The organism is Vibrio sp. 10N.222.46.A1 (assembly GCF_041473595.1).
Taxonomy (GTDB): domain Bacteria; phylum Pseudomonadota; class Gammaproteobacteria; order Enterobacterales; family Vibrionaceae; genus Vibrio; species Vibrio tasmaniensis_A.
Genome location: NZ_JBFRSN010000043.1, coordinates 1 through 3,053 on the forward strand (window position 1 = coordinate 1; position 3,053 = coordinate 3,053).

Sequence of the window (3,053 nt, forward strand, 5' to 3'; positions counted from 1 at the left end):
GTATGTAACTCATTGGAGATTCGCCAGTTGCTGCTTTAAAGCGACGTTTCATTTGTCTTTCACTCAAAAAGATTTTTTCTGCACACATAGCGACAGAGAGCCTGCTAGGGTCTTCATTATGCATCCATTCTTGTAATCGATTAATCAAACCGTCACTGTGCTGTTGGTATTGAACAAAACTTGTTAAAAAAATTCGCTTTATTTTCGAAAGATCGCCTCCCAAATATTGTTCACATTTTATTCTTTGGGCGGTGCCCAACAGAGCGTCAATTAACAAGATTGTTGCGGCGAAGTATTCTTTAATACCAGAGGTGCATATATATCTGCCTTCATGAGTAATTTTTAAGTGTGGTTTGAATTTTACTTGGGGGAATTGCTTGCGAAAATCTTCAGCATATACCCAATGTGTAGTAGCGCTTCGTTTGTTTAAAACCCCAAGCTCCGCCAGAAGAAAAGCCCCTGTACATAAAGAGAGAACAAACTCAGACTGCGCGATTTGTTTTTGTAGCCAAGACTTAACCTCTTCGGATAAGACATAAGACCCTTTACTTATATCACCACATGCGCCTATTAGCAAAATATCTGTCTGTTCGACGGATGCCCAATGTGTATTACAGTTAATTATGAGTCCTCCAAGAAATTGAGTGGGCTCACCTGTAACGGATACATAACTAACCTGTGGGGTAGGTAATCCTGCTTGTATTGAAGCGATGGTCAGCATTTCGATTGGTCCCGAAATCGCTGTGATTGGGCTTCCTTCCAACAAGAGTGCAGTGATCTTTAAAGGTTCTCTTTTGTTGCTCATGAGTATTGTATTTCTCGGACATGTCTTATTTGCTAGTACTATGTCCAAAAAACCTTAAAAACACTAATGAACAAATCCAAATTTTACAACACTTACCGTTGACCGTAATTTTACAAAATTAAATTAACTCATTGGTATTAAAGGGTTTATTTTAAACACATTTGGTTATAACTAAATGTGTTGGTTGATTAGGTTAATTACTCTAATTAATCTGCAGTGATACACTGGACACTGCTGGTTAATAAACTGGAATAACAAAATATATATTTGTCTTGATACAAGGTCTGGAAAAATTGTTCCGAGGAATCGTTAATCAAGTGGGCTTCAGCGAAGTCGAGTTCGGTGGAGGGAATGTAGTTTGAGCTACGTAGTACGTTGGTCGTCGAAAAAAGGTTTATGCCCCAAAAATAAACTGAGTAATAAACGTTGAGAGCCTTGTTTTCTCCTTCGGATAGTGTGCTCGAATGGATATCGTGGACTCCTCCCCACCGATGATCAACGGTAATAACTTCTTTGAAGGTATCGACTTCAAATTTTGTATATGTACGACCGCGAGAAAACAACATGGTGTTGTTTCGACCATCGAGGAATGGAGGATGGTTAAGGTTATTCATCCACGAGAGCAGCGCAATGATGAGTGTATTTGCCAACACCAGCCAAACGATGGCTTTACTGACATTGTTCATTAATGGCCTCTTTTACTTGCTCGATTGAATAATCTCGGGAAAAACTAAAATTCATTGTGTGACGTTCATGCAAATTGTTAGGTTGGTAAACACACGATATATACAATTGCTCGGGGTTTTCAGAAATATATAGCATACGCAAATCACTTGAGTATCTCCGTTTGAGATCCTTGAAACGTTGACTTCCATTTTTAGTATTCGTAAAGTAATACGTTACCCCCAAATACTCACGCTGATTCCATTGGAGACGATCTGTGGTGCTATTGTAATATATGATCCGTGCTAACCAAGTAATGCTAAGTAGCAACAAGAGTGAGAGAATCAATAAAATAAATTTTTGAAGGTATTGTAGATGAGCTGATAGACCAATCTTTTCTTGATGCTCTAGTTGGGGAGTGTCTTGGGGTATTTCTGAGCAAGAGGTTGATAAGTTGTCTTGTTCAAGAGCTACAGGCATCTCAAGACTTATGAGGTCGCTAACCACCGAATAACCATGTCTAGGTACAGTTTTTATAATATTTTGTTGGCGGCCATTATCTCCTAAAGCTATGCGTAGGTGAGCTATGGATTGCGTTAAACTCGCTTGAGAGACGACACGCCCCGGCCAAGCCGCGTTTATTAAGGCGTTTTTTGAAACAGTTTTTCCTTGATATTGACATAAAAGCTCTAAAATTTTGCAATCTGTAGAGTGCAATTTTTTGCTCTTCCCATTACTTTGGTTAGTTAGTTGATGCCGAAGTGTTGGATTAAATGTCCACATGCTATGCTGTTTTCTTCTCATTGAAGGCGATTTTTTTCTTTATCTTTAGATATATTGACACATTGAACTGAGCTGTTCGACAGTTGGATGTAGCAATATTGGTATGGGGTTTCTCGCAAAGTTTGAAAAATTTCTTCGCCCCCGTCAAAAAGGACATGTTGCTCCGGCAAATCGAAATATTCTGACTCTGGAGCGTCAACCAGCTTATTGATGTATTTTATTGAATAAATAGATTTTGGCCAAAAGGTAATAAGGAATTGTGTATCAACCTTTTTCCCATTGCCGAAATGGATAGAAGTAAGTAAGAGAAATCGGTTCCATAGATAAGGTTTTAAGTGGTAGTCGATTTTTCTGTATTTATTGTCTCCCATTGTCTCACCGTAAGTCAGAATCGTTTTACTTATTTGGGTAGTAGCGTTTTTAGCAAAACTAGGAATAAACGATGCGTTCAGAAAGATTTGAATAGGAAACAAGGCAAGTAAAAAGACAACGCCAAGTCTGTAGCGCTTATTGGCATTTTTGTACAATATCATTACTAGTTCTCTCTATAGCGCGCTTAATATCAATGGAGAAGTTGATGCTTTGGCCGTAAGGTGATGAGGAATTCTGGTGAATGCAACTTACATAAATCCTAGTTTTATTTGAAGTGATATAAAAATTCACATTGTTCAAATCAGGGTGTCTAATCAGTTGTTCTAGGAGCTGTTGACTATGGAAATCGTTGTTCTTGATCGTAAAAGTGTTGGTTTGAGAGTTCAACCTTGACATGTTCAGTTTAGGTTCGCTTTGTGAAGGGATGAAC

4 protein-coding genes are annotated in these 3,053 nt (G+C 38.4%); all 4 read right to left on the minus strand.

The genetic code is table 11. The annotated features are described in order from the left end of the window. The coding region (locus AB4496_RS01885; RefSeq protein WP_372130525.1) for a GlxA family transcriptional regulator at positions 1-805 on the minus strand (805 nt) is incomplete at its 3' end. Positions 806-1,011: 206 nt separating this feature from the next. Then, complete coding sequence (locus AB4496_RS01890; RefSeq protein WP_017082556.1) at positions 1,012-1,491, minus strand: hypothetical protein; 480 nt, start codon at positions 1,489-1,491, stop codon at positions 1,012-1,014. After that, positions 1,475-2,251, minus strand: coding sequence for a winged helix-turn-helix domain-containing protein (locus tag AB4496_RS01895; RefSeq protein WP_231903591.1), 777 nt, complete (start codon positions 2,249-2,251; stop codon positions 1,475-1,477). The genes AB4496_RS01890 and AB4496_RS01895 overlap by 17 nt, the downstream gene beginning before the upstream one ends. A 17-nt stretch (positions 2,252-2,268) precedes the next feature. After that, entirely contained in the window at positions 2,269-2,784 is a 516-nt protein-coding gene (locus tag AB4496_RS01900; protein WP_017082554.1) for a hypothetical protein, read from the minus strand. Positions 2,785-3,053: the final 269 nt, after the last annotated feature.

Coding starts and splice junctions, on each gene's coding strand:
- AB4496_RS01890 (WP_017082556.1), bottom strand. CDS start 1,491: ATGAACAATGTCAGTAAAGCCATCGTTTGGCTGGTGTTGGCAAATACA.
- AB4496_RS01895 (WP_231903591.1), bottom strand. CDS start 2,251: ATGTGGACATTTAATCCAACACTTCGGCATCAACTAACTAACCAAAGT.
- AB4496_RS01900 (WP_017082554.1), bottom strand. CDS start 2,784: ATGATATTGTACAAAAATGCCAATAAGCGCTACAGACTTGGCGTTGTC.